This is a genomic window from Rubrivirga sp. (assembly GCF_049648075.1).
Lineage (GTDB): Bacteria > Bacteroidota > Rhodothermia > Rhodothermales > Rubricoccaceae > Rubrivirga.
This window is the reverse complement of record NZ_JBARYR010000498.1, coordinates 1-3,628: the sequence shown is the minus strand read 5'-3', so window position 1 is coordinate 3,628 and position 3,628 is coordinate 1. Positions and strand designations below refer to the sequence as shown.

The 3,628-nt window shown below is 69.9% G+C and carries 5 protein-coding genes; all 5 read left to right on the top strand.

What is annotated here, in order from left to right; translation table 11 throughout:
* Positions 1-194: hypothetical protein (locus WBA11_RS14120; protein ID WP_424521312.1), on the top strand; the 194-nt coding region annotated here is incomplete at its 5' end.
* A gap of 333 nt (positions 195-527) precedes the next feature.
* Positions 528-1,238, top strand: a complete 711-nt coding sequence (locus tag WBA11_RS14115) for a regulatory protein RecX (RefSeq protein ID WP_424521311.1) — start codon at positions 528-530, stop codon at positions 1,236-1,238.
* Positions 1,239-1,240: 2 nt separating this feature from the next.
* Positions 1,241-1,609, top strand: a complete 369-nt coding sequence (locus WBA11_RS14110) for a hypothetical protein (protein ID WP_424521310.1) — start codon at positions 1,241-1,243, stop codon at positions 1,607-1,609.
* Complete coding sequence (locus tag WBA11_RS14105; protein WP_424521309.1) at positions 1,606-2,442, top strand: purine-nucleoside phosphorylase; 837 nt, start codon at positions 1,606-1,608, stop codon at positions 2,440-2,442. The genes WBA11_RS14110 and WBA11_RS14105 overlap by 4 nt, the downstream gene beginning before the upstream one ends.
* Positions 2,443-2,482: 40 nt before the next feature.
* Positions 2,483-3,628, top strand: a 1,146-nt coding sequence (locus WBA11_RS14100) for a trypsin-like peptidase domain-containing protein (protein ID WP_424521308.1), incomplete at its 3' end; no start/stop codon positions are given.

The window sequence follows — 3,628 nt, the reverse complement described above, 5'->3', positions numbered from 1 at the left end:
AGGTGAGAGCCAGCGGCGCCGTCGGCGCGACGACGGCGTGGCGGGGCCTCCAGTGGAGCGCCCTCGCCCAGGCGACGGCCCGGCCGCTGCCCTCGAGGACGTCTGCGATTCCGGGCGACCCCAGCCTACCTCTGGCAACGGATGCGCGTGGCTTGCCGGGGTGGCCGGTCGTGACGGTGTCCGCGCGGTGGTGAGGATGGGGGACGGGGCCATGCAGCCTCGAGGTCGCGGAATGGTTCCGGCCGTCCTCGAGGCTGCGGCAGTCGTAGAGACGCCCCGCCGGGCGTCTGTGCCAGCCTCGATGTGGCGCTTGCCGCGCCGCCTTCGAGGTCGGACGGTGACCACCCCCTGTCCTCCTCCTCGGATGAGGAGGGGGGACTCAACCTGGATGGCCACAGGTCGGGTTCGTCCTCGAGGGCGGGTTCGTCCTCGAAGTCGACGGCGCCCTCGAGGCCGGGGCTCATCGTTCGGCATGGACCTCGCGGCTGTCTTGAGGAACCCGCCCGACCTCGAGGGCTAGACCCCGCATGGCGTTCAACACCCAAAAGCGCGAGCGCGTCGACCCCGCCGACCTCGACCTGGCCGACGGGACCATCACCCGGATCGCGCAGCAGAAAAAAGACCTCGAGCGCGCCAGCGTGTACATCGACGACGCGTTCGCGTTCGGGCTCGCCATCGAGCTCGTCATCGGCGCCGGACTCAAAAAGGGCGTCGCGATCACGGCCGAGCGACAGCGCGAGTTGCTCACGCGCCAGGAGACCTTCTCCGCCAAATCGTCGGCGCTCGCCGGGCTATCGAACCGGGCGCGGACGAGCGACGAGGTCCGCAAGGCTCTCGTGCGAAAAGGCTTCGCCGAGACCGTCGTCGAGGACACCGTCGCCGGCCTCGAGGACGCCGGATTGGTCGACGACGAGTCCTACGCTCGTGCCTTCGTCAAAAGCCGGTTCGACGGCCGAGGCTACGGCCCGGCCCGACTCCGTCAGGACTTGCAGCGCAAGGGCGTCGCACGGTCCGTCATCGACGCCGCCCTCGAGGAGTTGACCGAGACCGAAGACCTAGAGGGCGAGGCGCGAGAGCAGGCCGCGAAAAAGTGGCGCTCACTCTCGTCCGAGGAGGACGTCCGCAAGCGCAAAAAGAAGACGCTCGACTTTCTCGTCCGCCGAGGCTTCGGGTTCGACACCGCCCGCTCCGTCGTCGACGCCGCGAGCCAGGAGGACGACGAACTGTGGGAGGAGTGACCGTGTCGCTCCGCGCCGCCGCCTTCGCCGTTGCGGGTCTGGTCCTGGTCGTCGGCGCGGCGTTCCCGGCGGTCGCAGCGACGCGCGTCGGGCTGTCTCCATCGTGGGCGCTCGTCCTCGAGGGCGGACTCGCGGCGTCGGCCCCGGCGCTCGGGCTGGTCGTCGTCGCGCGCCAAGCCCGCTCCCGGCTCTCGTCGTGGGCAGCCGTCGTCGGTAGTCTTCTGACGCTCGGGCTGGGCCTCGCCCTCTACATCGCGGCCTTGCGCGCTCGTCCGGGCGCCGCGGTGCTTGCCGTCTCGTTCGTCCCTCTCCGTCAACTCGTGGCCGTCGCCTTCTGCGGCTGGGCCGTCTGGATCACCCGCTCCCTATGACCTTCGACGCCGACACCGACGCGCAACACCTCGACCAAGCCCTGGCCGCCGTCCGCGCTCACTCCGACCTCGAGCCCGAACTCGCCCTCGTTTTGGGCTCTGGCCTGGGCGAACTCGCCGACGACGTCGAGGACGCGACCGTGATCTCGACGGCCGACGTGCCTCACTATCCGACCTCGACGGTGCAAGGCCACGCGGGGCGCTTGGTGCTTGGGACGCTCTCTGGAAAGCCCGTGCTGGTCATCCAGGGACGGGTTCATTTTTACGAAGGCCACTCGGCGCGGTCGCTCGGGTTTCCTGTCCGGCTCGCCAAGGCGCTCGGCGCCAAAGGCCTCGTGCTGACGAATGCGGCGGGCGGCATCAACCCCGATTTTGGGCCGGGAACGCTGATGCTGATCACGGACCACATCAACCTCGCGTTCGCGAACCCGCTCGCCGGGCCGGTCGGAAGGGGGGAGGGGAGATTCCCTGATATGTCAAATCCGTATGACGAAGAGTGGAGAGAGCAGGCTCGTAACATTGCGTTAACAAACCGAATTTCGTATCGTGAGGGGGTATATGTGTGGACAGGTGGGCCGTCTTACGAGACGCCCGCTGAAATCCGCTACTTCGCTCATGTCGGCGCCGATGCCGTCGGGATGAGCACTGTGCCTGAGGCCATCCAGGCTGCCGCTCTCGGGCTGCCGGTCCTCGGGATTTCGACCATCACCAACCCCGCGGCCGGTCTCGGCAGCGAGCCTCTCGACCACGGCGACGTGCTCGAGGTCGGGCGCGCCGTTCGAAGCCGACTCGCTGCCTGGGTCCGCGGAATCGTCGCGGAAGGCGCGCCCTAGCGTCTGCCCCAGGGCTCTTCGGAGCACAGCCTCGGGACCCATGACGCTACGCACTCCGCTCCTCGTTTTCCTGGCCGTCGTCTTGGCGACGTCGGCGTCTGCGGACCCGTTGCGGCTCCAGTTGTTCAGCGGCGTCGATCGGGAAGCCGTCGAGGTCGGAGGGCTGGTTCAGATCAACGTCGAGGCGATCGCCGTCCCGGAGTCGGACGCTGCGGCCCGCGCCCTCGAGGACGCCTTCGGCTCGTGGGATGTCCAGAGCCAGCTGGGAGACGCTTTCCAGGTCGTCCGGTCGAGCGATCCGATGTCGAGGGAGACGGGCGGCGTGATCGAGTACCAGCGCCGCGTCATGGTGCGGGTGCTGCGCCGCGTCCTCGAGGTCCCGGCGCTGCGCCTCGAGGTCGAGGTCGGTGCGCGGACGTGGACGCACGACACGAGGCCGTCGCCGCTCGAGACGTTCGAGGGTTGGGAGCCGGCGCGGTCGGCGGCCGAGTCGGTGGTGTCGATCACGGCGGAGGGAGAGCTGGACGGGATCCCGTTCGAGCGCGTCGGGTCCGCGTTCGCGGTCGGCGGAGACGCGCTGGTCACGGCGTACCACGTCGTCGTGGGCGCGCGCCGGGTTCGCGTTACGCTGCCCGACGGCCGCGAGGTGCGCATCAGCCGAGCCTGGTCCCTCGACCCGTCACGCGATGTGGCCATCCTCCACCTGGATCCGTCGAGGGCGCAGGACGCCGGCCTCCGCCCCTTGGTGGTGGCGCCACACGAGTCGTCGGGCGACGTCGCGTTCACGGCGGGGTGGCCCAACCGCGAGCAGCGCCAGTCGGTCGCGCCTCGATATGCGGATCTCGCCCTCGATGGGCACCGGCTACGGGTCTCGGGCAACACCGTCCTGCCCGGCGATAGCGGAGGACCGCTCTTGGACGAGGACGGCCGAGTCCTGGGTGTCGTGGTGTCCGGCCGGGGAACGGGGGGCGCCCCCGACCTCTTGACCGAGTCGATCTGCATCGCGTCCGACCTCGGCCCGGCCCTGGCGCAGTACCAGTCGGCGGACGGCCCGGTGCGCCTGTCCCGCGCCCTTCGGTGGGCGGGGCGGTCCCTCCCCGCCGCTCGAGCTCACGAGGCCGCCGGCGCGATCCAGATCCCCATCCGCCGCAGCGACGACGACCGGCGCGTTCACGTATCTCTGCTC